Origin of the sequence: Paenibacillus uliginis N3/975 (assembly GCF_900177425.1) — a bacterium.
GTDB classification, from domain to species: Bacteria; Bacillota; Bacilli; order Paenibacillales; family Paenibacillaceae; genus Paenibacillus_AQ; species Paenibacillus_AQ uliginis.
In genome coordinates, this window is sequence record NZ_LT840184.1 from 250,812 (window position 1) to 276,308 (window position 25,497).

23 protein-coding genes are annotated in these 25,497 nt (G+C 47.8%); 17 read left to right on the forward strand and 6 right to left on the reverse strand.

What is annotated here, in order from left to right; all coding sequences use genetic code 11:
- Positions 1–23: 23 nt before the first annotated feature.
- The gene (locus B9N86_RS01130; protein WP_208917387.1) at positions 24–965 is read left to right on the forward strand and encodes an aldo/keto reductase family protein; all 942 of its coding nucleotides are present in this window, start codon (positions 24–26) and stop codon (positions 963–965) included.
- A gap of 59 nt (positions 966–1,024) precedes the next feature.
- Here the strand turns inward: B9N86_RS01130 and B9N86_RS01135 are convergent, their stop codons facing one another.
- The 4 genes from B9N86_RS01135 to B9N86_RS01150 all read right to left on the reverse strand — a co-directional run bounded on the left by B9N86_RS01135 (position 1,025) and on the right by B9N86_RS01150 (position 5,456).
- Entirely contained in the window at positions 1,025–2,143 is a 1,119-nt protein-coding gene (locus tag B9N86_RS01135; RefSeq protein WP_208917388.1) for a GGDEF domain-containing protein, read from the reverse strand.
- Positions 2,144–2,277: 134 nt separating this feature from the next.
- Complete coding sequence (locus B9N86_RS01140) at positions 2,278–3,381, reverse strand: sensor histidine kinase (protein ID WP_208917389.1); 1,104 nt, start codon at positions 3,379–3,381, stop codon at positions 2,278–2,280.
- Positions 3,374–4,069, reverse strand: a complete 696-nt coding sequence (locus B9N86_RS01145) for a response regulator transcription factor (RefSeq protein ID WP_208917390.1) — start codon at positions 4,067–4,069, stop codon at positions 3,374–3,376. The genes B9N86_RS01140 and B9N86_RS01145 overlap by 8 nt, the downstream gene beginning before the upstream one ends.
- A 400-nt stretch (positions 4,070–4,469) precedes the next feature.
- Positions 4,470–5,456 (reverse strand): D-alanyl-D-alanine carboxypeptidase family protein, encoded by a 987-nt coding sequence (locus B9N86_RS01150; protein WP_208917391.1) that lies wholly within the window; start codon positions 5,454–5,456, stop codon positions 4,470–4,472.
- A 185-nt stretch (positions 5,457–5,641) separates the two neighbouring features.
- Here B9N86_RS01150 and B9N86_RS01155 point away from each other — a divergent pair, with 185 nt between their 5' ends.
- From B9N86_RS01155 to B9N86_RS01180, 6 genes are all read left to right on the forward strand, one after another.
- Positions 5,642–6,037 carry a Fur family transcriptional regulator gene (locus tag B9N86_RS01155; protein ID WP_208917392.1) on the forward strand — a complete coding sequence of 132 codons (396 nt, stop codon included), beginning with the start codon at positions 5,642–5,644 and terminating at the stop codon, positions 6,035–6,037.
- Positions 6,038–6,063: 26 nt separating this feature from the next.
- Positions 6,064–6,843 carry a winged helix-turn-helix domain-containing protein gene (locus B9N86_RS01160; protein WP_244562920.1) on the forward strand — a complete coding sequence of 260 codons (780 nt, stop codon included), beginning with the start codon at positions 6,064–6,066 and terminating at the stop codon, positions 6,841–6,843.
- 149 nt (positions 6,844–6,992) lie between these two features.
- Positions 6,993–7,814: a uroporphyrinogen-III synthase gene (locus B9N86_RS01165; RefSeq protein WP_208917394.1), complete on the forward strand. Its 822-nt coding sequence runs from the start codon at positions 6,993–6,995 to the stop codon at positions 7,812–7,814.
- 126 nt (positions 7,815–7,940) lie between these two features.
- Complete coding sequence (locus tag B9N86_RS01170; RefSeq protein WP_208917395.1) at positions 7,941–8,579, forward strand: ThuA domain-containing protein; 639 nt, start codon at positions 7,941–7,943, stop codon at positions 8,577–8,579.
- Positions 8,580–8,705: 126 nt separating this feature from the next.
- Positions 8,706–9,023 (forward strand): phasin family protein, encoded by a 318-nt coding sequence (locus B9N86_RS01175; protein WP_208917396.1) that lies wholly within the window; start codon positions 8,706–8,708, stop codon positions 9,021–9,023.
- Positions 9,024–10,694, forward strand: coding sequence for an AarF/UbiB family protein (locus B9N86_RS01180; protein ID WP_208917397.1), 1,671 nt, complete (start codon positions 9,024–9,026; stop codon positions 10,692–10,694).
- Here B9N86_RS01180 and B9N86_RS01185 read toward each other — a convergent pair.
- Positions 10,691–11,254: a hypothetical protein gene (locus tag B9N86_RS01185; RefSeq protein ID WP_208917398.1), complete on the reverse strand. Its 564-nt coding sequence runs from the start codon at positions 11,252–11,254 to the stop codon at positions 10,691–10,693. The two genes, B9N86_RS01180 and B9N86_RS01185, sit on opposite strands and share 4 nt — an antisense overlap.
- A 137-nt stretch (positions 11,255–11,391) precedes the next feature.
- Between B9N86_RS01185 and B9N86_RS01190 the strand changes: the two genes are divergently transcribed.
- The 7 genes from B9N86_RS01190 to B9N86_RS01220 all read left to right on the forward strand — a co-directional run bounded on the left by B9N86_RS01190 (position 11,392) and on the right by B9N86_RS01220 (position 19,256).
- The gene (locus B9N86_RS01190; RefSeq protein WP_208917399.1) at positions 11,392–13,086 is read left to right on the forward strand and encodes a DEAD/DEAH box helicase; all 1,695 of its coding nucleotides are present in this window, start codon (positions 11,392–11,394) and stop codon (positions 13,084–13,086) included.
- A 494-nt stretch (positions 13,087–13,580) separates the two neighbouring features.
- Positions 13,581–13,931 (forward strand): DUF3243 domain-containing protein, encoded by a 351-nt coding sequence (locus tag B9N86_RS01195; protein WP_208917400.1) that lies wholly within the window; start codon positions 13,581–13,583, stop codon positions 13,929–13,931.
- 178 nt (positions 13,932–14,109) lie between these two features.
- Positions 14,110–14,589: a glutathione peroxidase gene (locus B9N86_RS01200; RefSeq protein WP_208917401.1), complete on the forward strand. Its 480-nt coding sequence runs from the start codon at positions 14,110–14,112 to the stop codon at positions 14,587–14,589.
- A 367-nt stretch (positions 14,590–14,956) separates the two neighbouring features.
- A complete protein-coding gene (locus B9N86_RS01205; RefSeq protein WP_208917402.1) occupies positions 14,957–16,318 on the forward strand; it encodes an FAD-dependent oxidoreductase in 1,362 nt (453 codons plus the stop codon).
- 154 nt (positions 16,319–16,472) lie between these two features.
- A complete protein-coding gene (locus B9N86_RS01210) occupies positions 16,473–17,087 on the forward strand; it encodes a DUF4352 domain-containing protein (RefSeq protein WP_208917403.1) in 615 nt (204 codons plus the stop codon).
- 200 nt (positions 17,088–17,287) lie between these two features.
- Positions 17,288–17,884 carry a TetR/AcrR family transcriptional regulator gene (locus tag B9N86_RS01215; protein ID WP_208917404.1) on the forward strand — a complete coding sequence of 199 codons (597 nt, stop codon included), beginning with the start codon at positions 17,288–17,290 and terminating at the stop codon, positions 17,882–17,884.
- A gap of 136 nt (positions 17,885–18,020) precedes the next feature.
- A complete protein-coding gene (locus B9N86_RS01220; RefSeq protein WP_208917405.1) occupies positions 18,021–19,256 on the forward strand; it encodes an MFS transporter in 1,236 nt (411 codons plus the stop codon).
- A gap of 90 nt (positions 19,257–19,346) precedes the next feature.
- On the opposite strand, the gene B9N86_RS01225 is transcribed toward B9N86_RS01220, so the two are convergent.
- Positions 19,347–20,756, reverse strand: coding sequence for an amino acid permease (locus tag B9N86_RS01225; protein WP_208917406.1), 1,410 nt, complete (start codon positions 20,754–20,756; stop codon positions 19,347–19,349).
- A gap of 231 nt (positions 20,757–20,987) precedes the next feature.
- On the opposite strand from B9N86_RS01225, the gene B9N86_RS01230 reads away from it, so the two are divergent.
- The 3 genes from B9N86_RS01230 (at position 20,988) to B9N86_RS01240 (ending at position 25,483) form a co-directional block, all read left to right on the forward strand.
- Positions 20,988–21,833: a formate/nitrite transporter family protein gene (locus tag B9N86_RS01230; protein WP_208917407.1), complete on the forward strand. Its 846-nt coding sequence runs from the start codon at positions 20,988–20,990 to the stop codon at positions 21,831–21,833.
- A 284-nt stretch (positions 21,834–22,117) separates the two neighbouring features.
- Positions 22,118–24,181, forward strand: a complete 2,064-nt coding sequence (locus B9N86_RS01235; protein ID WP_208917408.1) for a molybdopterin-containing oxidoreductase family protein — start codon at positions 22,118–22,120, stop codon at positions 24,179–24,181.
- Between the two features lie 324 nt (positions 24,182–24,505).
- Positions 24,506–25,483 (forward strand): ABC transporter permease, encoded by a 978-nt coding sequence (locus B9N86_RS01240; RefSeq protein WP_208917409.1) that lies wholly within the window; start codon positions 24,506–24,508, stop codon positions 25,481–25,483.
- The last annotated feature ends 14 nt before the right edge of the window (positions 25,484–25,497 follow it).

The window sequence follows — 25,497 nt, forward strand, 5'->3', positions numbered from 1 at the left end:
TCTTGCACAAGGAGGTTCCGAATATGGAATTCAGAAGATTAGGCAGCAGCGGATTAAAGGTAAGTGACATCAGTCTGGGAAGCTGGCTGACGTACGGCGGCTACGTTGAACGGGAGAATGCTGTGAAATCAATCCAGACAGCCTATGGCATGGGTGTAAACTTCTTCGATACGGCTAATGTCTATGAACAAGGTGCTGCTGAAATGGTTGTCGGAGAGACGTTAAGGGGATTTCCGCGTGAATCTTACGTACTTGCTACAAAGGTATTTGGTAAGATGGGTGATGGACCTAATGATCAGGGACTATCCCGTAAGCATATTATGGAGCAGTGCCATGCCAGTTTGAAACGCCTTGGTACGGACTATGTAGATATTTATTATTGTCACAGGTTCCACACGGAAACACCGGTTGAGGAAACACTCCGCGCACTGGATGATCTGGTTCGTCAGGGTAAGGTGTTGTATGTCGGTGTCAGCATGTGGACCGCGGCTCAGATGGAAGAAGCATTGGCGGTTGCGGACCGTTATCTGCTGGACCGGATTGTCGTAAACCAGCCGTTGTACAACATGTTTGAACGCGGCATTGAGGATGAAATTATTCCGCTTGGCGAGAAGAAGGGCATCGGTCAGGTCGTATATTCCCCACTGGCGCAAGGCGTGCTGACAGGCAAATATGCATCCCGGGAGGATGTGCCGGAGAATAGCCGCGCGTCCAAACTCGGGTCGGACCGACTTAAGATTAGCGAAGAGCGTATCAGTCAGGTACAGGCTCTTGGCCACATTGCGGACGAGCTTGGCATTAGTGTAGGACAGCTGGCGTTGGCCTGGATTTTACGTCAGGGCAATGTGTCGAGTGCCCTTGTCGGAGCAAGCCGTCCTGAGCAGGTAGAGGAGAATGTAAACGCGTCGGGCATTAAGTTGTCGTCTGACACGTTGACGGCTATTGAGGATATTCTAAAGAAATAAAAATAGAAACGGATCCGTATGATGACGGATCCGTTTCTTACTATATATAAGCATTTAGATCAAGCATTTAATCTTGTATATCGGCTAAGAGTAGTTGCGGTACAGATCCGATTCCGGCCACCGTTTTTCGCCCGGTATAACTCCCGGTCAGCTTGCTTAAGCAGATCGCCGGCATCCGAAGCTTGTATCGTATCCGGATGTACAGCAGCACCGATCGAGACCGTTATCTTGAGCCTTGTCCCGTCTCCAGGATCAAAGGAATGGCCCTCCACGGCGGCTCGGATCTTCTCGGCAAGTAGCGATATTTCAGCTGGAGAAACCTCAGGAACGAGTATCGAAAACTCTTCACCGCCAGTGCGTGACACTTCGCAAAATGAACGAGTGTGATCCTTCAGCACCCTGCTGAGCTGCTGCAAAACGGCGTCTCCGACCGCATGGCCGTAGGTGTCGTTTATTTTTTTGAAGTGATCGATGTCGATTGCGAGGACTCCGAGCCGTTCATTGAAATGATGGGCTTCAAGAAAGCGTTCGGACAGAAGCTGTTCGAACTGCCGCAAGTTGTTCAGATTGGTTAAATAATCGGTTTCCGAGTTTTTCTTCATTTGCAGAAACAGCTTGTTGGAGGTGTTAATATATTCCGTCAGGGCGTAGATGACTAACGTCCCGAGCACCGAGATGATTAATTGGGTTAAAAAGAATTCAAAGACGCTACCCTGTGACTTTAAATTAATCATCATGACCACCAGAATGACGAGCATACCCGTAACGTTCATGATCATCATTTTGATCAGGCGATGACCTCGAAATCTGGAGATGAGTCCACATAGGATCCCAATCAGAAACATACCTGCGGCAGCGATTGCCGAGGAGGCAGTCAGACCGAGTAACAGCAATCTCCCAGCCGCGATCAGAATTCCTGCAATAAGGGATGGCAGCCAGCCCATATAACTCGCTATGACCACAATCGCCAGGTGGCGCAAATCGGCAAAAAGCAACGGATTGATCGGGTAAGAATAGTACATTAATATGATGCCGTAAATCCCAAAGAGCAGTCCCGCATTTATTTTTACGATAAAGGAGGGGGACTGTACACCGACAACATATTTTTGAGATAACAGTCCCGATATATATATGAAAGTTACAAATACACAGAAATTCGTAAAAAGTATGTTAATCATAAGAAGCATTCCATTCCTTTCACACACCGAAATGAACGGCATGGATTTCATAGGGATGTAAAAAGAAAACGTTACTTCCTATTTTATCGGACAATGGAATTGTATGTCGAATATGAAGTTTAAGTTGAGGCTGTTTATTTTGAACTGCTACTAAATGGAAGACGGACTTCAAACATCGTTTGCACCTCGCTGCTGCTGACACGGATCGTTCCGTTATGCGCATCGATAATGCTTTTGACAATGGCAAGGCCAAGCCCGGCTCCGCCGGTTTGATCAGTACGAGAGGCGTCCGCGCGATAAAACCGATCAAATATATGATTTATGGAATGGGAAGGGATAGGCGGCCCGAAATTAATAACCTGTACGATGGCATGGTGCTGATCCCGGTTGACCGTCAGGTCAATCCTTCCGGCATCTTTGCCGTGCCGGATGGCATTGGAGAGCAGGTTCTCGAAGGTTCGCATCAGCTTGTCCCCGTCTGCTGCAATCATTATTTTTTCTTCAGTTGCCGTAAACATTACTTGAACATTGTCTTGACGCGTATGACCTGCTAAGGAGAAGTCAGCAGCAAGCTGGCCGAGTAGCTCCACGAGGTTAATGTCTGCACGGTTCAGGGGTGAGTATCCCATACGTGTATAATCAAAGAGGTCGTTCACAAGTCTGCCCAGACGCATCGACTTCTCAAAAGCGATGTCTGTATAATACCGCAGCTCTACTTCGTCTTTATACCGGTCTTCGCTAACGAGCCGCAAATAGCCGATAATGGAAGTGAGCGGTGTGCGCAGGTCGTGGGATACGTTGCTAATCAGCTCGTTTTTAGCTTGTACGGCCATACGCTCCTCTTCCATAGAAAGTTTGAGCTGCTTGGCCATCCGGTTAATGTGATCAGCCATCAATCCGAACTCATCCTCGGATTTCACCTTGATCTCCTGATTCAGCTCGCCCCGGGCAAGCCGATTCGTGCCTTCTATCAGCTGATTCATCGTGGTGATCGTTCTTCGGCTGAGCAGCAGCACAATGCACACAAACAGCGCGATGCCGCTGATCGTGGCAAGAATGGGAAACCCAAAAAAATCCTCAAGGAATCGGTTCACCAAAAAAAGCTGATCCACCCATGTGTTATTCCAGTATTTCCGGCCGAGTATCCTTGCCCCTTGACGAATGCCGAACAAAATAAGCAAGGTCAGCGCCCCGCTTATGAAGAACAGGTTAATAATTTTCCACTGAAATTTACGCATTGATCTTATACCCGACGCCCCACACGGTCTGAATAAGCTTATAACCTAGCTCCTTTTCAAGCTTGTCCCGCAGATTACTAATATGAACCATTACGGTATTGTTGGAAACGTAATATTTTTCTTTCCACACCTGTTGAAAAATATCTTCCGCGCTGAATATTCTACCCGGCTGGCGCGCAAGAAGATAAAGGATATCGAATTCCCTGGCTGTGAGGGATACTTCTCGACCGTTCGCTGTTACTTCATGTGTGGAGCGGTTGATCTCGAGTCCGTCCAAGTACAGGCTTGCAGGAACCGAAGCCTGATGCTCAGCGTTATACTGTAGAGAACGCCTTAGAAGCGATTTCACGCGGGTCGTTAACTCCAATGGATTGAAGGGCTTGATCATATAATCATCGGCTCCGGTCATGAGCCCCAGTATTTTATCCATATCCTCACTCTTGGCGCTTAACATCAATATGGGAATAGACGATGTTTCCCTAATCTTTCGGCAGGCGTCCATCCCGTTCAACTTGGGCATCATGACATCGAGTATGATCAGAACAATGGAACCTTCCTTTTGCCCCAGCTGTAAAATCGCCTCTTCCCCGTCATGAGCCTTGATGACTTGATATCCTTCATTCTCTAAATAGATGGAGATCAAACCGGCAATTTCTTTATCATCATCTACAACTAATATGCTTCGCATAAACGATCCTCCATTATTTAAGCCCCATTGGTTTTCTAGTTCTGTAATAGAAGTTGTTCAAAAAGTCCGCTTTTGATAAGAAAACCTCTACCGAGGCCATTCAAGGATGAGCGACCGCGATTCAAAGGTTGGTTTTCTTGCGATATAGAATTTCATCAGCTCCGCTGATAACTTATAAATTCTATATCTAACACGAAGTGAATCAGGAAGTGGGCTCGGCATCGAATCTTGAATTCAGCCGGTCCTAGCATATGCTTACGAAGTATGTTTCCTCCGGAAACATCTCAGGTGCTCACGTACCCCAAAACGTACGCTCCGCTCCTCAGTCCCTAGCTTCATCCAACCTTCTCGGTGCTGAAAACCGACCTTTTTGAACACGCACTAATAGATTCAGTGTACCCTAAAAAACGGACGTTATGGTATCCCAAAAAGCACTCTGTCTGCGAAATCCATAATCCATCAGCTTCCTAGTTTCGGTAAAGCGTTCATTGGAGTTTCCTGCACCCATAACGACGGAAATTAGCCGGCTGCCGCCGCGTTTAGATGTTCCAGTGAAGCAGTAGCCTGCCTGCGATGTGTACCCGGTTTTGAAGCCGTCAATGCCGTTATAAGCGTGAGCTTCACCAGGGAGCATGAGATTGGTCGTATGCAGCGATATTTCCCTTTGGGGGATGTAAATATCTTTTTGCCCGGTCACTTCCAGTACATCCGGATAAGTTTGAAGAAGCCATCTCGTAAGCAAAGCTGCGTCCCGTGCGGTCATTGCCGTATCCGAGTAGGAAGCGGCTTCTGCAAAACCGCTGAGATCACCGGATGTAAGGCCTGAAGCGTTCGCGTATACCGTCTTGGCGGATAAGCCGATATGTTTGGCCTTCTCGTTCATTAGATAAACAAATTCTGTTTCGGATCCACTTAGATGCTCTGCGATCGCTACAGCGGCATCGTTTGCGGAGTGAATGACAAGTGCGTCAAACATCTGCTTCAAGCTGTAGATTTCACCTGCCGCTATACCTATCTGAGAACCCGGTACCCCCGCGGCGTAATGGCTGACAGATACATCCTCATTCCATGAATGATGTCCCGAATCGACAGCCTCTAGGACAATAAGCTCGGTCATCATCTTCGACATGCTGGCTGGGGGCAGTGCATGATCGGCGTTATGTGAATATAGAACTTTACCGGTATCGGCGTTAATCAGTACGGCTGCCCGCACTTTTAATTGTGGAGGGATGAATATCTTTATTATGTATACTGCAATCAAAATGACGCCCAAGGTGAGAAGCATAAGGGAGAGCTTGGATCGTATCCTCCTGTTCTGCCGCCAAGGTCGAACCCGGGGTTTCTGCAAGTTTTGTGCAGCGGATGATTGGTTTGAAATAGATTTCATTACTGACTTTCTCCTCTCCCGTTTCTGGTAATATCCACTAGTGTAGACAAATGGAATTAAGTATTTATAAATTGATTCTTAAGAAATGATAAAGATTAGTTCTCATCAACTTGAACGGGAATGATTGACCTTAGAAGGATTAAGATTTATACTTGATCTAAAAATAAATCAAAAGGGTGAATACCTTGAAATCATTAAATTTAACGACACAGCGTCAAGCAGTTTACGATGTGATTAAGCAGTCAAAGGATCATCCCACTGCTGCGGACATCATGAACCGGTTAATGGAGAAAGGTAATAATCTGGCATACGGTACGGTGTACAATTCACTTCGCTATTTGACAGATAAGCAGCTCATCCGGGAATTGAAGCTTGGTGAAAGTGCGAGCCGCTATGATGCCCGTACCGATGATCATCAGCATATTATGTGTGAGGTCTGCGGCAAGGTGGATGAGGTCATGACCGAAGTTCCCAAGGACTGGGCCGAAACCGTCTCGGAAGAAACGGGGTATGTTGTAAATCACGCTCACGTAGTGTTTGGAGGGGTGTGTCCGGAGTGTCAAATCAAGCGGAACAAATAATTGAAGGATCGAACGATATATATTCGATGAAGGGATGGCAGGCAAGTAATCCATATGGTCGACCTGTTCCGGAGGAGCCGACAGGAGAAACATGTCCGGTGTCTTTATACCGGGCAGCCATGATCAGCCGTTCCCCCGGCCGTGTACATGAGCTGGTCCGTACCTTGTCGGAGAACTGCTTTGACGTCATGGTGATGCGGCGGTGGGAACCGCTACTGCAGTCCGCGCTCAATACGGGTTTAATTGTTGTGGATATGACAGCATGTAGAGATATGGCGGAATTTGAAGGTGAGCGGAATGTGCTGATTCCATTGGCAGACCGTCTGAATGTCCCGGTGATGTATCTCGTGAGCGAAGAGCTGATGAGCTGGGCAAGCGGAAGACTGCTACAGGAAGAGCTTATGGTGTGGCCTCCACGTTCCAAGGAAACGCTGCTGTATCAGGTTCAGCGAGCTATTCGGGTGCATTCCATGTCGGCATCTCCCTCTGGAGATCTTACGGATGTCAGCCTGAATAAGTATAAGGATTTATGGATCGACCGGGACAAAATGATCGTACAGAGAGGACAAACACCTATACATTTAACAAAGACAGAATATAGTCTGTTTATCCTTCTCATGGACAGTGAGGGCGCTGTCCGCACCCGTGAAGAGCTGATGAGTGAAATCTGGGATACCGATTTTCTTGGGGGCAGCAATGTGGTCGATGTTCATATTAAAAGTCTGCGTAAAAAGCTTAATGATAATGCGGGCTCACCGCGCTATATCGCAACAGTTAGAGGAGTCGGATACCGCTTGGCGGATTGACTTCTCTCTTTTTTTTGTTGGCGGAGTCTATGGATGATCACCGTAAATAAGACCAAAGTGGCTTTATATAAACTGGCAGGGCAAGTATACTGTATTAAAATAACAAAACATAGCAGATAAGAGGGAAGAGAAGAACGGGAGGCGAAATTATGGCTCAATATATGAAGGGGAAAGTCATTGCATTGGCGGGCCCCCGCAAGGCAGCAGACATGGCGAAATTGGTGGAGAAAATGGGCGGAACACCTGTGCTGCGTCCAGCTCAGGGAACAGTTTTTCTGGATGATGAGGCACTGAGAGAGTCTATTACGGCTTGGGTGAGCGAGCCTCCGGCCTGGAATGTGTTCACAACGGGGATCGGCTTTGAGGCCATTATGGCGGCAGCGGAACAGATGGAAGTGTCCGACAGATTGCTTGGGATCATAGAAGGTACACCGATTGCGGCAAGAGGGTACAAGACAGTAAACGCTTTGAAAAAACACGGGCTTGTGCCGGTTGTAAGAGACGATGATGGTAGCACGGCTGGTTTGATTCGCTCATTTGAATCCCATGATCTGAACGGAAAACGTGTTATGCTGCAGCTGCACGGTGAATCGGCGCCGAAGCTGGTATCATGGATGCAGGAAAGAGGAGCCGAGATCGTTCAGATCTTGCCGTACAAGCATATCCCTCCAGAAGAGCAGGATCTTGAGCTGCTGATGAATGAAATTATTGAAGGTAAAGTTGATGCGGTTGCCTTCACCAGCGCGCCGCAGTTCCGATTTCTGTTGGAGTTTGCCCGCAGTCAGGGCAAGTTCGAGGAGCTTGTACAAGCTTTCAGCGGCAAGGTTACCGCAGCGGCTGTTGGCAAAGTCACGGCTCAGGGCCTCCGAGAGGAAGGCATTGAAGTGAAAGTGGTGCCGGAAGAAGAACGAATGGGCAGCATGATGGTTGAGTTGGGACGATATTTCGTTGGGGCGTCGATTTCTTCTTGACGGCTATGATTATGTTCAGGGCAGAACGGGAAAATTGGTACTACGCCCCTTGATCTCGATGTGAACAGACCAACGCTGCCATAGTAGCAAAGCGGTTAACATCATAATGTAAGGAGGATTTAAAGAATGGAAAGAAGAAAAGCACTATTAATTGGTAGCTACACGCACCCTAAATTTCATCCGTTGCAAGGAATAGACACGCAAATTTCTCATCTGCTCAATGATATGTTCACGGTACAGTGTACCGAAAATCATAAAATGCTAAAGGAAAGCAATCTGTATCCCTATGATCTTTGCATTGCTTACAGCGATTTGTGGGACGAGAAGGTATCACCTCAGCAGACGGCGGGTCTGCTTTCGTACGTGAGCGGAGGCGGTGGACTGCTGGTGCTGCATAATGGCATTACACTGGCAAACCGTTATGAATTGGCCCAATTAATCGGTGGTCGCTTCGACGGCCATCCGCCGATTCAGAAGTTATCTTTTGCACCGGCTGCCCCGAGTCATGACATTATGAAAGGGATCGAGCCGTTTGAGCTGGAGGAAGAACCATACCGGTTCATATTCGATCCGTTTACGGATAAAACGGTGCTGCTCCAGTATGAATATGAGGGCGATTTCTGGCCGGCTGCCTGGTGCCACACGTATGGAATTGGAAGAGTTGTGTTCCTGATGCCGGGCCATCACGAGCCGTCGTTCTTGCAGCCTTCGGTAAGGTCTATGATCACGCAGGCTGCAAAGTGGGCGTCGCGGTTTCCAGGATAAACAATGATAAGCAAGGGTTAATAAAGACCTTTTCGGCAATGATGGACGTGTGACCGTTTTTTCTTGCATGTATTCAGGTTATAATGATTTCAATGCGACAAAGACAACGATCGGGAGGGAAAAGCGATGAGTGATCTTTTTAAGAAAGCAATCTCGTTAGGATTAGGCCTTACCGTAGTCAGCAAGGAAAAAGTAGAAAAAATTGTAGATGATTTGGTCAAGAGGGGAGAACTGGCTCCCGATGAATCCAAGGCGCTGGTAAACCGACTCATTGAGCGGGGCGAGGAAGAGCAGTCTCAGATCAAATCAATCATTTATGACCAAGTGAAACGGGTTCTGTCCGAACTGGATGTCCCTTCAGAGAACGATGTTGCCAGCCTGGAACAGCGCATCACGGCTCTGGAGATGAAAGTTGCAGAGTTGGAAGGGACACGGTCCGAATAAATGGCTGTCCGCATCAGGCATGCCGGCCGTTACCGGGAAATCGCCATGGCGCTTATGCGTCATGGCTTTGGCTATATGGTGGAGGAGATGGGGTTGTTCCATATTCTCTCCCTCCCTGTAAAGTGGATATCACGGGAGGAGCCGCAGAGCATCAAGCTGGGAGAGAGGATCCGAAGGGTACTCGAAGATCTCGGCCCGGCCTTCATCAAATTCGGCCAATTGGCTAGCACACGCTCAGATTTGCTTCCTGACCATATCATCCAGGAATTGGTGAAGCTGCAGGAGCGTGTTCCACCCTTCTCCTCAGAAAGTGCCAGAGCCCTGATTGAACAAGAATGGGGTATGCCCATTGACCAGGTGCTTCAATCATTTGAGGACCATCCGCTTGCTGCAGCTTCGATTGGTCAGGTGCATGCTGGAGTGTTGAAGAGTGGAGAAATGGTAGCAATCAAGGTCCAGCGTCCCGGGGTCGAGAATATGATTGGAAGAGACCTTGAAATTCTGAAGGATATCGTCTCATTGGCTGAGAAGCATTGGGATTGGGTGAAGCAGTACCGGGTGGACCGGATGGTGGATGAATTTACCCGTGCCGTGATGACGGAAATGGACTATAGTCATGAAGCGAGGAATGCGGAGAAGATCGCAGCCCAGTTCAGCGATAGTAAAGTCATTGGAGTTCCGGCTATTTACTGGGAATACACGACATCCCGTGTACTGATGATGGAATATGTGAAAGGCATTACACTTAGCCGCAGCAAGGAGCTGGCAGACAAGGGATATGACCTGAAGGCCGCTGCCGAGCATTTAATTGAGGGAATGCTCCATCAGATATTTATCGAAGGCTTCTTCCATGCCGACCCTCATCCCGGCAATTTGCTGGTGAAGGAAGATGGAAAGCTAGTATTTTTGGATTTCGGCCTTGTCGGTCATTTGAGCGAGGATATGAAGGATCATCTGTCAGGGCTCGTTATTGCGCTGATGAGGCGGAATACGGAAGGCATGATCCGTGCGGTTCTTCGGATGGGAATCGTACCGGAAGACTGTGATCTCGAACTTCTAAGGGCCGATCTGGAACGGCTGAGAAATGAATATTATGATGTGCCTTTTGCACAGGTGCGTGTTGGTAAGGCGCTGAGTGATCTGTTTGGGGTGACCCAGCGTCATCGAATTGCATTGCCCCCGGATCTGACACTGCTGGGAAAAGCGATGCTGACACTTGAAGGCGTTATTGAGCACCTTGACCCTGAGGTCAGCATTATTAATATGGCTGAACCGTTTGGAAGGAGACTGCTGAAGGAACGATTCAATTCCCGGCGAATCGGCCGTAAAGTGCTGGACGGTGTTACCAATCTTGCGGAGAGTTTGTTGGACCTGCCTGGACAAGCCAAACAGTTGTCGGCACTAATCAGCAAGGGCAAGCTGAAGGTGGAGATCAGTGTGCCGGAGTTGCAGCTGCTTATGCGCAAGCTGGACCAGATCAGCAACCGACTGTCCTTCAGCATCGCGCTCCTCGCTTTCAGCATTATTATGGTCGGATTGATTCTTGGCTCATCCTTAAGCCAACAGCAGACGGCGTTGTGGAGCTTTCCGGCGATTGAGATTGCAATTGTTGTTGCATTACTCATGGTGGTGTGGCTGCTGTACTCTATTTTTAGATCGGGAAGGTTCTAGCCGGGAAGTTTATAGCGGGTTCGTTTGCGGTATTGAATCCATGTCTGGACACCCATAAGCTCCCATTCGATAATATGGTAGAATAGCGCGATTGAAAGAGCTCCAAGCAGCCCACTGATATGAACGCCAGGAATAATGAGTGAGATGAAGTACAGGATGAATGTGTCCGTGATGATTGTGACCGATTGTTTGGCGTACACGGATACATCTCGTCGCACCCATAATCTTAGCAGGGCAATGCTGATGGGATGGATGAGACTCTCGAACAGAAGAAATCCCAGCAGTATAATCAGAGAAAAGCTGAACAGGCTCCCCAGGCTTTCGTAAGATAGCACTTGACGGTATTCACCGTCCATTTGAAAAATGATTGTAAACAGAGCAGAAAATAGTGCAATCGGTACGATAATAAATACAGACAGCATGGGAATGAGCCACAATTTCACCCGTAGGGGGACAGGCTCTTCACCATCGCGCCTTGTAATATAATTGATGGTCATATTCATAATACCGAACAGCACCATCAGTACAAAGAAGGCTAGTATAAGCTCAAGTGCATTCATACCTGGACCTCCTTGAACGAAATAAGTGAGCTACATATTGACATTACCAGAGAGAGGAACATTTGTCAGTTTCTTTCCGTATGTCTTTCTAATGAATCCGGATTATACCGGGAAATAATATAAATGAGGTGGAACGTTTGCCGAACTTTCAACAACTGGGTATAGACGAACAAATGGTACGGACGTTAAAAGAACAAGGAATTACCGTGCCGACGCCGGTACAGCTGGAAAGCATTCCGCTGTTGCTGGATGGAAAGGATGTCATTGCCAGAGCACGTACCGGGACAGGCAAAACGCTGGCTTTTATGCTGCCAATTTTGCAACGTATCGATCCGAAGCGGTCGTATCCGCAGGCACTGATTGTGGCACCGACGCGTGAACTCGCATTGCAAATTACGGAGGAAGCGCGCAAGCTTACTTCAGGTGTGCAGGACGGAGTTAAGATATTAGCTGTATATGGCGGCCAGGATGTGGAGAAACAGTTGCGTAAACTGGAGGGCGGGCGCCATCTTATTATCGGCACGCCAGGAAGGCTGCTGGATCATTTGCGCCGCGGCACACTTGAGCTTGGCGGTGTCAAACAGCTCGTGTTGGATGAAGCTGACCAAATGCTGCATATGGGCTTTCTGGATGAAGTTGAGGCCGTTATTGCGGCTTTGCCGTATCGCCGTCAGACGATGCTCTTCTCGGCGACTATGCCGGCAGGTGTGAAGCAGCTGGCAGGGAATTATATGAATCAGCCGGTGGACATCGTTGTAAAAGGTGCTTCCCCGATCCCGCTGGAGCAGATCAAGCAGGTTGTCGTAGAGTGCAGCGATCGGGCGAAGCAGGATGCGCTCCGAGGCATGATTGAACAATACCGACCGTTTCTGGCGATTATTTTTTGCCGGACGAAGCGCCGGGCGACAACACTGAACGAAGCGCTTTTGGCTCATGGATATGAATCGGACGAGCTGCATGGTGATTTGTCACAGGCGAAGCGTGAAGCCGTCATGAAGCGGTTCCGTGAAGCGAAGCTTCAACTTCTGGTGGCAACCGATGTTGCGGCACGGGGATTGGATGTGGAAGGCGTCACCCATGTGTTTAACTATGATATGCCTCATGATGTTGAGAGTTACATCCACCGGATTGGCCGTACGGGGCGCGCGGGTGGCAGCGGTGTCGCCGTGACGTTTGCGGCTCCGAAGGACCGTGGTGATCTCGAGCGCATCGAGCATGGTATATCGATGCGGTTAAAACGTACACGATGGGATGGACAGAGCGGTGAAATGCGTGAAGCCTCTCCTAAGGGTAGTCTGGATAAAGATAAACCACGGAGAACGGGTAGCGGATCATCCCGTGATCGAGATCGTTCAACGTCTGACCGTGACGGCAGTGGTCGTAAGGGCCGGGATATATCGGCTCTACGAGATTATGATCGGAGTGAGGGACGCAGACGTCCGGATGCCGGAGGACGTGGCGGTAATGCCAGCCGTGCTCAAGAAGGGCGGGGCGGCCGGAATGAATTGTCGGGCGGTACCGGCAGCGCGCGGAAGAACCCGGGTAACCGAGGCCAAAGCAGCCCAGATCGCGGCACATCTGGGGGCCGCGGGCAGTATGGTATGGACCGGGGTACTGGTGGATACCGAGGTCAGGGTCAAGGCGGACCGGACGCTGGCAGAGGACAAGGCAGCCGGAGTCAGAGCGGAACTGGCTCTGCCCGAAAATCGCAAGACGCAGGCAGAGGCAGAGCTTCTGGCGGGCGCAGCTCGACCGGACCGGACCGTGGCAGCTTTAACAGCCGTCAAGGAGGAAGAAGTCAGGGCGGCGGACGGCGGGGCAGAAACCGTTAATAAGTAGGCATATACGTGTAAACCTTGATTCAAGCTTGGCATAGCAGGTTAATTGACACTCCCACCCCTAAAAGGGCAAGTCTGCTGGCGCAGATAGGATTCTTGAGTAGTTAACGCCCTCAATCCATTTCTGTTTTGGACAACTCTCAAGTTTAGGGCGTGTCATCGCCCCTCCTAAGACAGTGCATATAGCATCTTAGGCTCTCACCCTATACCAGATGAGACAGATTGTTTGCTCAAATGTTTTAGCGTCTTGTTCTTGACGACTTATTACATTTTACGTGGCGAAAGAGTTAGTCGCCACAACCCCATATGTATACTATTTTCAAAGAGCGAGCATACGTTCACTATACCCTAACTGGCAATGTAGGACAATGAAGCTGTCTAATGCAGCCCTTGCCCTAAGCCGATTCATCCCATGCCTAAAGGCTAGGGCTTTTTCGGCTAGAATCTGTAAAATACGTTACCATAGTCAAAAATTAGGAGGCGTTACCATGTCTGAACATAATCATGTAGTGAAAAAAGATGGCGAACTGGATATGAGTAAGATGGATGACGCAATAAACCGGATTGACGATGGGGAGAAGGATCGGATATTAAATGATTTCGATTCTTTCAAATCGTATTTACACAAACGTATTCAACTTGCGCAAAGTATCGGCCTGAACGAGGAACAGCTGGCACAAGCTGCCGAGAAAGTGGCTGGATATTTGGCAGCGAACGAAGAGCCCCGCAACAGTGAGGAAAAGCTTTTGCAGGAGCTGTGGAAAGTTGGAACGCAGGAGGAGCAGCATAATCTGGCTCATCTGTTACTGAAATTGGCTCAGGGTGGAACTGTACAATAATCCTCAGTATTGCCTAATCCTTCTCCGGTTGAGACCGGAGAGGATTTTTTAATTCTTGTATCCTGATATTTGTTTTTAAGATATCGTTTTCGGTATGATAGTTAGCAAGAGATGATAAAGGTTCCCAAGTTTCCAAGTACAGGAGCCTTGTCCTCTAAACGAAGGGGAGGGAATGGATTTGACTCTTTACGAATTGAACGCATCAAATTCGGCAGGACGCGATGTATCTTTGGAGGATTACAAAGGTAAGGTTCTGCTTATTGCTAATACAGCCAGTAAATGCGGACTCACACCGCAATATGGAGAGCTTCAGAAATTGTACGATCAGTACCGCGATCAAGGCCTTGAGATTCTTGGGTTTCCGTGCAATCAGTTTGGTGGACAAGAGCCTGGTACGAGTGAAGAGGCAGCTTCGTTCTGCCAGCTGAATTATGGTGTAACATTCCCGGTATTCGCCAAAGTGGACGTGAATGGTGAACAAGCCCATCCGCTGTTCCGGCATTTGAAAAATGAGCAGCCGAGTGACACACCCGATGGTGAAATCGTATGGAATTTTACGAAATTTCTGGTGGACCGTAATGGGAAAGTAGTTCAGCGCTTTGAACCGAAAGAATCGCCTGAAGTGATGAAAGAAGCGATCGAGACACTGCTTGGGTAAGAACTAGCTGCGTATGCTTGCTGCACATCATTAATACAAGAACCACCGGAACAGGCCTTGCAGCCTGTATCCGGTGGTTTTTTTGCTGACCAGAGAGCAGTATGCGAGTGGAGTCAAATCGGGCAATGCATGAGGTTCCGTTATATCCAATATTACCCTATTTATTGTCAAGACGTCACTTCACATATAGTATGTGAAATTGTGAACAAAGTATGACGATTGCGACATACCTATTGCAATGTGAAATAAATCACACTAGAATAAAGGCTAATCAAAGGTGAAATAATTCACAAGAGATCAAGCATGATTCTGTACCAAACAGACCATCTTAAACAAATAAAGATATATTCTGAGGAGGAACCTACCCATGAAAGTAGCAGTTATCGGATGTACACATGCCGGAACGGCAGCCATTGTCAACACAGCCAAGCTTTATCCTGATGCCGAAATTACCGTTTATGAGCGAAATGATAATATTTCCTTTTTGTCTTGTGGTATTGCGCTTTATGTAGGAGGCGTCGTTAAAGATCCGGATGGATTGTTCTACTCTTCGCCGGAGAAACTAGATGAGCTTGGTGTGAACACCAAGATGCTTCATGAAGTTCTTTCCGTGGACACCGATTCCAAGACCATGAAGGTCCGAAATATGACGACAGATGAAAGCTTTGAGGACTCTTTTGACAAACTAATTGTTACGACCGGTTCCTGGCCGATTGTCCCTAAACTGGATGGAATTGATCTTGATAATATATTGCTCTGTAAAAACTACAACCATTCCAATACCATTATTGAAAAAGCGAAGGATGCCAAGCATATTACCGTGGTGGGTGCAGGCTACATCGGTGTCGAGCTTGTAGAAGCCTTCCAGATGAACGGCAAACAAGTAACGCTGATTGACAGTGAGGAACGAATTCTCAATAAATATTTGGACCCTGAATTCAGCGGGAAAATTGAGGAATCCTTCCGGGACAAAGGCATTGAGATGGCGTTGAATCAGACCGTACAATCGTTTCAGGGACAAGATGGAAAGGTCAACCGTGTCATTACGGATAAAGGAGAAATTCAAACGGATCTGGTTATTCTCTGCATCGGCTTTCGTCCGAACACGGAGCTGCTGAAGGGTCAGGTCGATATGCTCCCGAATGGAGCGATTATTGTAGACAAATATATGCAGACTAGTAAAAAGGATATTTTTGCCGCTGGGGACAGCTGTTCCGTGCATTATAATCCGACAGGAAAAACGGCCTATATCCCTCTTGCGACGAATGCCGTACGGATGGGTACTCTGGTAGCGCGAAACCTTGTGGCTCCGACGACAGAATACATGGGAACTCAGGGAACCTCTGGTTTGAAAATATACGAACTCAATATTGGTTCCACAGGATTGACCGAAGGGGCTTGTGCAGCGGAGAAAATGAATGTGGACACCGTCACGATTACCGATCATTACCGTCCGGAATTTATGCCGACGTTCCAATCAGTAACGCTGAAGGTCGTCTTTGAAAAAGACAGCCGCCGGATGTTGGGTGCACAGATTATTTCTGAAGTGGATTTAACCCAGTCCATAAACACCCTTTCAGTATGTATCCAAAACGGGATGACGATCGATCAGCTTGCATTCATCGATTTCTTCTTCCAGCCGCATTACAACAAGCCTTGGAACTTCCTGAATACTGTAGGACTCGCGGCATTGCCTGAGGTAAATGCGAAACAGCCGGTTCACGCATAAGCATGTTGAAGCAATAGAATATTTCTGTTTTCGTTTGATGGAGCCTCCCTGCAAGGGGGGCTTTTTTGTATAATTGGCAGGATTATGGAAGTTTATGGCGAATTAATCCATGTTAGAGAAGAGAACAGAATTTGAATATGGAGGATGAGAGACGATGACTACCCGTAAAATAGTGATCTTAACTGTAGCATTTTGCGGTCTGCTGCTGACCGCTGCATGCACCAATGATAAAGAACAATTTACGGAGACACTCACAACCACAGTAGTACAGAATCAGGGGACAGAGGCTGGAAGTGAATTGGAAAGCAAGCCGGAAAGTGAGGCGGTAGAGAAGGTGGAGGACTCTGAGGAGGCTTCCAAGGAGACGGTTGCTAGGGCGCCTTCGGATCAACCTGCAAAGATCGGAGAAGCGCTTAATTATCACGGTATGATCGTCGCCGTTCATTCCGTCAGGGAATCGAATGGCGATGATTACCTGAAGCCTCAGGAAGGTAACGTTCTGAAAGTTCTTGATATAAGCGTGGAGAACACGGGAGATGAGGAACTGGTCGTTTCCTCGGCTCTTTCGTTCAGTTTGTCTGATGACAGCGGAGAGATGTATATGCCTGTTGTCACTTCCGATATTAAGCAAAGCTTGGACGGCAAGCTCGCCCCGGGTGAGAAACTGCAGGGAGAGATCCCATATGAGGTAAGTAAGGAGGTCAAGGGTCTAAAGCTGACATATATGATTCCGTTAAAGGATGGAGAAGCGGTGTGGACCATTGAATAAGATGACTTTTCTATGTGGATGATATGATTATGGAAGGTTGGATAAGGATGCCGGAAAGCCGGCATCCTTATTCTGAATAAAGCTGCTAGAAGGCTTGTCACTTTACATTGGAAGACATATCGAATAAAATTAAACCGTATAGTCGGTTTTTTGTTGAATACATAAAAGAACCAACTGTTATCTGTAAGGGAGGGTTTGCATTGACTACCGATAAAGCACTCAGAAAACGCGACCTGATCCTCGACAAAGCGAAGGAACTGTTTATCCAGCGCGGATATGCTGCTACCTCTATGGATGATCTGGTCCATTACATTGGTGTCAGTAAAGGAAGCATCTATTACCACTTTAAAAGCAAAGAAGAGCTCTTTCTTCAGCTTCTCGCTCGGCAGAACCGGGAGTGGATGGATGCTTGGACAGAGAAACAAAGCAGTTTTACGAGCTTTGAGGAGAAATTATACGGTATTGCGGAACATATGGTGGATGACTTCCAGAACCCACTCGCAAAGGTGGGAGAGGAATTTTATATCAGCAATCCGGATAATAAGAGTCTGTTGGATCAGATTCTTACCATTGTGCTAGGACCACGGAAGCTGTATCGTGAAATTTTTCTGGAGGGTGCTAAAGAGGGATTTTTGCCAGAAAATGATGTTGATGAAATTTCAGTTATTTTTGCATCGATGCTGGACGGACTTTCCACTTCTCTATATGAACGCTCTACTGAAGAATTGCGTTTATTGTACCGTAAAGGTGTCGGTTACTTTCTGCACGGGGTGATGGGGGCGAAAAGTGTTCAATAGCTAAACCAGCTATAGTCTCTAATTGTTTAAGTGTAATTGTCGCGGACAGTATCCGGCTTAAACGAGCGGGTATACTGTTTCGTCGATTTAATATAAACCGACCAGTCGGTTTAATCTATTATAGGGGGAAATGTCTATGAAACATCTAATTACGAACCGTTCGTTTGTTCTTCTGATGATGTCCGACCTTTTACAAAATGTCGGCATCTGGATTCGTAACATGGCTTTGCTGTACTTTATTATGGAGAAAAGCGGGAATAGTCCGGTTGCGGTATCTCTGTTGACCGTGATCCAATATGCTCCAATATTCATCTTTTCAATTATAGGAGGCGTTCTGGCGGATCGTTGGCGTCCCAAGCGAACGATGCTTTGGGGGGATATACTCAGCTTTCTGTCCATACTCCTCGTTTTGTTTGTCGTTATGGCGGGATATTGGCAGGCCGTCTTTGGTGTAACGCTCATATCAGCGGTGGTGTCCCAATTCTCGCAGCCCTCTTCAATGAAAATAATTAAACGCTGTTTACCGGATGAACACGTTCCGGCCGCAACGGCGCTGTTACAGACGATGATGTCTCTCTTTATTATTGCGGGGCCGATTGTAGGGACAACGATCTACCAGACTTTCGGGCTGGAGGCATCGCTCATCAGTTTGCTTGCGGTATTCGGTGTGTCGGCGATTCTAATCAGTTTCATTCCGTCTTCGATCGACGATTCAACAGGTGTGGAGGCGTCATCCGATAGCTCGTTTATGAAAGAGCTCCGTGAAGGATTCTCCTATATCAGAACGAGCCAGCTGATTAAAACGATGCTTGTTGTTTATGTCATCCTGGCACTGGGTTCTGGATTAATTCAGCCGCTTGATATTTTTGTCATTACGGAACGGCTTCACCTGGATATGACAAGCGTACAGTGGTTCACAGCGTTAGAAGGCTTTGGCATGCTCATCGGCGGTGTCATCGCTGCAGTTATCGCCGGGAAGTTGAAAGGTTCTGTTTTGTTGTTCAGCGGACTTGCCTTTCTGGGTATATCCACTTTTGTTGAGGTACTGTCCATATGGCCGGGCCTGACCGGAACGATGCGTTTCCTGACAGGCTTGCTTCTGGCGATGGCCCAGACAGCCTTGATGGCCGTTATGATTCGGCAGGTGGATGAGAAATTTGTAGGAAGGTTAAATGGGCTCATGACTCCGGTCTTTACCGCCATGTTACTGATTGGGTCGGGAAGCACAGGCATGTTCATGGCTTCCACCTCCATCGTCGTTGTATATTTCACGGCAGGTATTCTGTTTTTACTCGCTTCCGTAGTCAGCCTGAGACTTCCTTTCTCAGTTGAGCCGGCATCATCTATGCAAGATGTGGCTAAGGAGGTGTAAGGATACAGCACTAAAACACAGTATAAAGGGACCATCTTCAAGGCACTAAGTGTGCTTGGGATGGTCCCTTTTATATAGAAGGAAGAAATCTTATTCAGACGGTTCATCTTTACCAAGTCTGCTATTCCGGTATCCGTAAGCGGCGTAAATGATTATCCCGATCACGAGCCATACAATAAAGCCGATCCAGGTGATACGCTGCAGCGTAGTCAGCAAGTATACACAGCTGATGATTGCAATCAACGGAAGCCACGGTACAAAGGGCACGCGGAATGTGCGTTTCAGGTCCGGATGGGTTTTGCGCAGCACGATAATCCCGAGCGATACGGAGATGAAGGCGAACAACGTTCCGATGCTTGCGAGATCGGCCAGATTACCAAGGGGAACGAGGCCGGAGAACAGTGCGACCCCAATACCGGTTACCCAAGTGCTGAATTGCGGCGATTTTGATTTGGGATGAACGGAGCTCATTTTTTTCGGCAGCAGTCCATCCCGGCCCAGTGAATACAGCAGTCTGGATTGCCCGAACATAACTCCCATAAGCACCGTTGTCAGACCAGCGATGGCCCCAAGCGATATAAAGTACGACATCCAGTCCTGCTGGATATACAGCAGTGCAAAAGCGACTGGGTCTTTCACGTTCAACAGGTCATACGGAACGAGACCCGTCAGAACAGCGGTAACAGCTACATATAGAACGGATACGATGGCGAGCGATCCGAGAATGCCGATCGGAAGGTTCTTCTGCGGCTGTTTCACTTCTTCCGCTGCTGTTGCAATGACGTCGAATCCGATATACGCCAAGAAAGCGATGGCTGCACCGGTCATAACCCCTCCGAATCCGAAGGGCATGAAGGGAGTCCAGTTATCCGGTTCGACATAGAACACACCGACTCCGATAAACAATAGGATGACGCCCACCTTGAGATACACCATAAACGTGTTTAGACGGGTAGATTCCTTGGCACCGCGGGAAATGACCCAAGCGACAACCAAAGCGATGAAAATGGCTGGAACGTCAACGTAAGTGCCCTCGGCAGGGTTAAAAGCGCTGCTGATCGCGGTCGGCAGATGAATGCCGAATCCCGCCAGTACGCTCTGAACGTAACCGGACCAGCTGCTGGAGACGAGTGCACTGGCAAAGCCATACTCCAGAACAAGATCCCAGCCCAAAATCCAGGCGAATCCTTCTCCGAAAGTAGAATAACTGTAGGTATAGGCGCTTCCTGATACGGGTACTGTTGAAGCGAATTCCGCATAGCACAGCGCGCAGAAGGCACAGATAATGCCGGCCAACAGGAACGAGAGAATTAGTCCCGGTCCCGCATGGGTAGCCGCTGTTACCCCTGTTAATACAAAAATTCCTGTCCCCACAATAGAGCCGACGCCAAGGACGATGAGGTCCAGTGCGCCCAGCTGTTTTTTCAAAGAGGAACGAACCTCACCGCCATGCAGAATAGGGATTGGTTTTTTGCGAAGCAGATTTTGTTTCAAGCTCATAAATGGAGTCTCCTAGATGTTATTTAGATAGATTTCCCGATGTATGACCCATCCATTCAGTCATTATAGAGAAAAAATAAATCGAATTAAAGCCTTAAAGCGTTAACAGCGAAGAGGTAATGCTTTACAGTACACAAACGTGACATAATTTACGTTCGAAAATTTTTACTTACGTTAAAATGAAATAAAATAGATAACTTTTAAGATAAATAGTACAAAGGGGATAGAGGGATGGCATACTATAAGCCGCAACAGATTGCGGAGATTACAGTGGAGAATGGGGTCAAAAAAGCACATAATCCACTTTTGACCGTATTGATTCTTGGCTTTTTGGCCGGAGCATTTATTGCGCTAGGTTATCTACTTAATATACGTGTAATTGCCGGTACACCTAAAGAGTTGGGCGGAATAGTCAGCTTAATCGGTGGAGCCGTGTTCCCGATCGGACTCATCTTAGTTTTGCTTGCCGGTGGGGAGCTGCTTACAGGCAATATGATGGCGATATCACTGGCTAAAGTGGCAAAGCGGATCACTTGGGGCGAAGCGCTTAAGAATCTGTCCCTCATCACCTTGAGCAATTTTGTGGGCGCGATATTTGTGGCTTACTTTTTCGGACATGTCGTTGGATTGACGAGCAGTGGTGTTTATCTAGACAAAATGGTGGATTTGGCGGGACATAAGCTGGATGACAGCTTCCTGCAGGCATTCATTTCCGGTATCGGTTGTAACTGGCTTGTAGCATTAGCCGTATGGCTCTCCTACGGGTCTGACAATATGAGCGGCAAAATTCTCGGAATTTGGTTTCCGACCATGGCTTTTGTAGCAATCGGATTTCAGCACGTGGTAGCTAATATGTTCCTAATTCCAGCAGCGATTTTTGAAGGCTATTTCAGCTGGGGAGAATACTTCATGAACTTTATTCCTGTCTGGCTTGGCAATATGGTCGGAGGTGCGATATTCGTAGCATTGGCATACTGGGCTGTATACCTGAAGGATGGTAAACCGGCAGCGGTTGATCAGGGGCAAGCTCCGGCTAAAGCGGGCTATTCACCGGAATTGAAGAAGAAACACGCCTAATTTATAAAAGCATATAAAAATAAATTCGCCATGCCAGGTTTCGGGGGAAGAAACAAGGCATGGCGAATTTTTTTGGGAGTAGTCCATGATACGGCAATAAGAGAAAGGGTCTGGTTCCTCTTACATGCTCTTGTTACGAACTTACCCAGCTGGCTGAAGGCTGAAACACATAAGAAGAAGGAATTTTAGAAAAAGTTTTAGAAATGTGTCTACTTTACGAAAAAGCCTTCTTCGTTTTAAGATAAAGTGATCAATGCAGCCAAGTTCAAGGGGGAGATAACGGAATGATTCATGAGGAGAATGGCGTATTCCCAGCGGTTTGTCCGCTGGATTGTCCGGATACTTGCGGCCTGTTGCTGCATAAAGAGAACGGGAAAATTGTGAAGGTGGCTGGAAATCCAGAGCATCCTATCACACAGGGCGCAATCTGCAACAAAGTACGGAACATGGCGGAACGGGTGTATCATTCGGAACGCATATTATATCCCCTTCGCCGGACCGGCCCAAAAGGCGCTGCGATTTTTGAGCGGATTAGCTGGGATGAAGCGGTGTCGGAAATTACGGAGCGGTTTAAGACGCTTTCCAAGGAATATGGGCCCGAAAGTATTTTGCCGTATAGCTTTTATGGTAATATGGGCGTACTCGGCGTAGACGGAATGGACCGGAGGTTCTTCAACGCACTCGGCTCGAGCAAGCTGAAGCAGAGCATCTGCAATTCAGCTGGAAATGAAGGCTGGAAGTCGGTAATGGGTTTTAACGGAGGGACCATTCCGGAAGAGACGGTTCATGCGGATGTAATTATCGTCTGGGGCGGCAACATTGTCAGCACCAATATGCATCAGGTTGTGCTGGCTGAGAAAGCACGGAAAAACGGGGCCAAGGTGGTCGTTATTGATGTACACAGAAACCAGACCGGGCAGTGGGCGGATTGGTTTATTCCGCTTCATCCGGGAACCGATACGGCGCTTGCTGTTGGTATCATGCATATCTTGTTCCGGAATGGTCTGGTGAACGAGGCGTTTATGCAGCAATACACCTTGGGACATGAGGAGCTTAGGGAGCATGTGAAAGGGTATACGCCTGAATATGTATCCTCGGTAACGGGCATTCCTGCCAGCGATATCGAAAGATTAGCGGCTATGTATGGCCAGGCAGAGGCCGCTCATATCCATATTGGCAACGGACTTCAGCATCACGACAACGGTGGTATGGCCGTACGCAGTATCACTTGTCTGCCGGGTCTTACCGGGCACTGGCTGAAGCAAGGCGGCGGTGCAACCAAAATGAACGGCGGATATAGCAGCATGAACAGCGAAGCGTTGGAACGGCCGGATCTGCGCCCGAATCCGGAAGCCCGTAGAATTAACATGAATCGGATTGGTGAGGCACTTGCCATGACGGACAAGCCTATCAAAGGGCTGTTCGTTTATTGCAGCAATCCGCTTGTTGTAGCACCGGATACGGAGCGGGTGCGTGCCGGATTTGAACGGGAGGATCTGTTCACAGTCGTGCATGACTTGTTTATGACGGATACGGCCAAGTACGCCGATATCGTACTGCCTGCGACATCCTCTTTCGAGAATACCGATGTGTTCGCTTCTTACTGGCATCAATATATACAATTACAGGAACCAGTCATTCCAACTCAGGGTGAGAGCAAAAGTAATATGGAGCTATTCTCTCTTCTGGGACGCGCAATGGGCTTTAATGAGGCTGCTTTCTCTGAAAGTGAAGAAGACATGATTGCTCGTGCCCTGGATCATCCGGACAATCCGTACCTGAACGGGGTTACCTTGAGCGGTTTAAAAGAACACCGTCATGTGAAGCTGGATATGACGCCATACGCCTCGTACTTGAACAACCTGCCGACGGCATCGGGCCGGATCGAGCTGTATTCTACTGCAATGGAGACAGCAGGGCTTCCGCCGCTGCCGACCTATGTACCGCTGAAGGAAGGATATGACGGCATTCGTCGGGGACGGGGCCATAAATACCCACTGATGTTTATTTCGCCGCCGAACCATAACTTCCTTAACTCCACATTTGCCAATGTACCCAAACATCAGAAGCTCGAGAAGGAGCCTTTTCTGCAAATCCATCCGGAAGATGCGGCAGAGAGGGACATCGAGGATGGCATGTGGGTTACCGTATATAATGACCGTGGTACATATGAGGTACGCGCCAAGGTGACGGATAAAATGCTGCCTGGTACGGTTGTAAGTCAGGGACTGTGGTGGGAAGGTGAGGGGCGCAAGCAGCGGGCAAATGCTCTCACATCAGATCGGCTGTCTGATCTCGGTGAGGGTGCTACCTTCTTCTCGACTGTGGTTGAGGTAAAGCTTAAATAGTAGGCATAGGTGAAAAATAGGATGTTATAAAGCATAGTTATTCTGGGATAACGGTTAAGCGGCCGAGACCAGAATCTATTAATAAAGGGCTGTCCTTTATGGTCTGTTACGACCTAAGGACAGCTTTTTTTATACTTTTTTAAATAAGCAATTATTAAAATATCCCGTAGAAGTATAAAAAATCGGGGTTTTATTATATAGTTTCAATAAATTCCCAAAGGTAGAATATTCTTAAGTGAAGTGCAAACGGTTACTTACAGATGAATAGAGACGATTTCTGAAGTACCGCAGGTATCTATATCAATTGAACACGGGAGGAAGAACATGCCGAAAGCGACAACAGAACAGCAGCAACCACCGGTGTCCCGGCAGCTTAAAGCTCACAACAAAAGCCTTTTAGTACGCTTTCTGAAGCAATGGGATGTCCAGCTGATGGTCATTCCAGGAATTATTTTGATTTTCATATTTTCCTATCTGCCGATGTACGGGGTATTAACCGGATTTATGGATTACAACCTGTTCACAGGCTCGAACATCTGGGAAAATCCCTGGGTAGGATTTAAGCATTTTGAAGCTTTTTTCAACGCCCCGGAGTTTGAGAGGCTGATCCGCAATACGATTATCATCAGTTTACTGAAATTTTGCATCGGTTTTCCGGCGCCAATTATACTCGCGCTCATGCTGAATGAAGTTCGCCATATGTTTTTCAAGAGAATTATTCAGACCATCACTTATTTGCCTCACTTTCTTTCATGGGTTATCGTGGCGGGTCTTACCATGGCCATGCTCTCCACGGAGAATGGAAGCATAAACATGATTCTGCAACAAGTGGGGGCGATAGACGACCCGATCAACTTCCTCTCATTGAAAGAATATTTCTGGTCAATCCTGATTTCGGTCAATGTGTGGAAAGAAATCGGATTCTCTTCTATCGTGTATCTGGCGGCGATCGCCAGTATCGATCCGCATTTGTATGAAGCTGCGGACATTGACGGAGCAAGCAAGTTTAAACAAATCTATCTCATTACGCTGCCTTCCATCATACCTGTAGTCGTTATTTTCATGATTCTTGCCATCGGAAATCTGCTAAATGCGGGTTTTGAAGACATCTTGCTCTTGGCGACTAATCCGGTGCTGAGGCCAGTTTCGGACGTAATTGATACTTACGTATATCGCGTGGGCCTTGGGACACATCGCTATTCCTATGCGGTTGCTATCGGATTATTCAAGGCGATCATTAGTATCGGGATGCTTACGATTGCAAATTATGTAGCCCGCAGATCCGGTAACAGCTTATGGTAAGAACCAGTCCGCCC

Excerpts from the sequence above, each read along its gene's own strand:
- B9N86_RS01130 (WP_208917387.1), top strand. The coding sequence starts at position 24 with ATGGAATTCAGAAGATTAGGCAGCAGCGGATTAAAGGTAAGTGACATC.
- B9N86_RS01135 (WP_208917388.1), bottom strand. The coding sequence starts at position 2,143 with ATGATTAACATACTTTTTACGAATTTCTGTGTATTTGTAACTTTCATA.
- B9N86_RS01140 (WP_208917389.1), bottom strand. The coding sequence starts at position 3,381 with ATGCGTAAATTTCAGTGGAAAATTATTAACCTGTTCTTCATAAGCGGG.
- B9N86_RS01145 (WP_208917390.1), bottom strand. The coding sequence starts at position 4,069 with ATGCGAAGCATATTAGTTGTAGATGATGATAAAGAAATTGCCGGTTTG.
- B9N86_RS01150 (WP_208917391.1), bottom strand. The coding sequence starts at position 5,456 with ATGAAATCTATTTCAAACCAATCATCCGCTGCACAAAACTTGCAGAAA.
- B9N86_RS01160 (WP_244562920.1), top strand. The coding sequence starts at position 6,064 with ATGAAGGGATGGCAGGCAAGTAATCCATATGGTCGACCTGTTCCGGAG.
- B9N86_RS01165 (WP_208917394.1), top strand. The coding sequence starts at position 6,993 with ATGGCTCAATATATGAAGGGGAAAGTCATTGCATTGGCGGGCCCCCGC.
- B9N86_RS01170 (WP_208917395.1), top strand. The coding sequence starts at position 7,941 with ATGGAAAGAAGAAAAGCACTATTAATTGGTAGCTACACGCACCCTAAA.
- B9N86_RS01175 (WP_208917396.1), top strand. The coding sequence starts at position 8,706 with ATGAGTGATCTTTTTAAGAAAGCAATCTCGTTAGGATTAGGCCTTACC.
- B9N86_RS01180 (WP_208917397.1), top strand. The coding sequence starts at position 9,024 with ATGGCTGTCCGCATCAGGCATGCCGGCCGTTACCGGGAAATCGCCATG.
- B9N86_RS01185 (WP_208917398.1), bottom strand. The coding sequence starts at position 11,254 with ATGAATGCACTTGAGCTTATACTAGCCTTCTTTGTACTGATGGTGCTG.
- B9N86_RS01195 (WP_208917400.1), top strand. The coding sequence starts at position 13,581 with ATGTCTGAACATAATCATGTAGTGAAAAAAGATGGCGAACTGGATATG.
- B9N86_RS01205 (WP_208917402.1), top strand. The coding sequence starts at position 14,957 with ATGAAAGTAGCAGTTATCGGATGTACACATGCCGGAACGGCAGCCATT.
- B9N86_RS01210 (WP_208917403.1), top strand. The coding sequence starts at position 16,473 with ATGACTACCCGTAAAATAGTGATCTTAACTGTAGCATTTTGCGGTCTG.
- B9N86_RS01220 (WP_208917405.1), top strand. The coding sequence starts at position 18,021 with ATGAAACATCTAATTACGAACCGTTCGTTTGTTCTTCTGATGATGTCC.
- B9N86_RS01225 (WP_208917406.1), bottom strand. The coding sequence starts at position 20,756 with ATGAGCTTGAAACAAAATCTGCTTCGCAAAAAACCAATCCCTATTCTG.
- B9N86_RS01230 (WP_208917407.1), top strand. The coding sequence starts at position 20,988 with ATGGCATACTATAAGCCGCAACAGATTGCGGAGATTACAGTGGAGAAT.
- B9N86_RS01235 (WP_208917408.1), top strand. The coding sequence starts at position 22,118 with ATGATTCATGAGGAGAATGGCGTATTCCCAGCGGTTTGTCCGCTGGAT.
- B9N86_RS01240 (WP_208917409.1), top strand. The coding sequence starts at position 24,506 with ATGCCGAAAGCGACAACAGAACAGCAGCAACCACCGGTGTCCCGGCAG.